General features: G+C 34.5%; 1 protein-coding gene. It reads left to right on the forward strand.

What is annotated here, in order from left to right; all coding sequences use genetic code 11:
• Positions 1–327: 327 nt before the first annotated feature.
• On the forward strand, positions 328–669 hold a 342-nt coding region (locus J7R05_RS07420; RefSeq protein WP_281388227.1), incomplete at its 3' end, for a potassium transporter TrkG.

The raw sequence follows: 669 nt of genomic DNA on the forward strand, positions 1-669 counted from the left end.
ATATGCGATTGTGCCATAGAATCCCCTTCACTTTTCCTTACTTAATTGTTCTATAAATTATAACGGAATGCTGTATTAAAAAAACATTTTTCAACAGCCTAAGATGTGGAGTATATGTAATACTTTGCATTTTTGATGAGAAAGTTCATTTTTTAATATACCAATGCATATTTAATATAGAGGTTAATCTTTATCGTATAAAATAAGAAATGTAAATTCTAATGAGAACAAAACCGTAAAAAAAAATAAATTTAAAGATAGGAAACGGTCATTTTTCAATTTATTATCAATGTCTGTGCACGTTTTGCGTTAATCATGGGAGGAGCAATGCTTCTGCCCATTTTTGTTGGTTTGCATGACAATAACCACAATTGGGTAACATTTCTCTATTCTTTCACTATAACCACCATGTTAGCAACGCTGATTCTTTTAGCTACCAGGGGAGCTACTTGTCGTTTTTCAGCACGGCTTGGTTTTATGCTCACTGTTTGTCTTTGGCTAACAGGAAGCATTGTTGGCGCTTTACCTCTTTATCTTTCCCCTCTTCCAATTTCCCTAGCAGAAGCAATTTTTGAATCCGTCTCCGGTATTACAACCACAGGATCTACAGTACTTACTGGTCTTGACAATTTATCGCGAAGTATCTTGTTATGGCGTTCTATTATATGC

Source organism: Bartonella capreoli (genome assembly GCF_902813205.1).
GTDB classification, from domain to species: Bacteria; Pseudomonadota; Alphaproteobacteria; order Rhizobiales; family Rhizobiaceae; genus Bartonella; species Bartonella schoenbuchensis.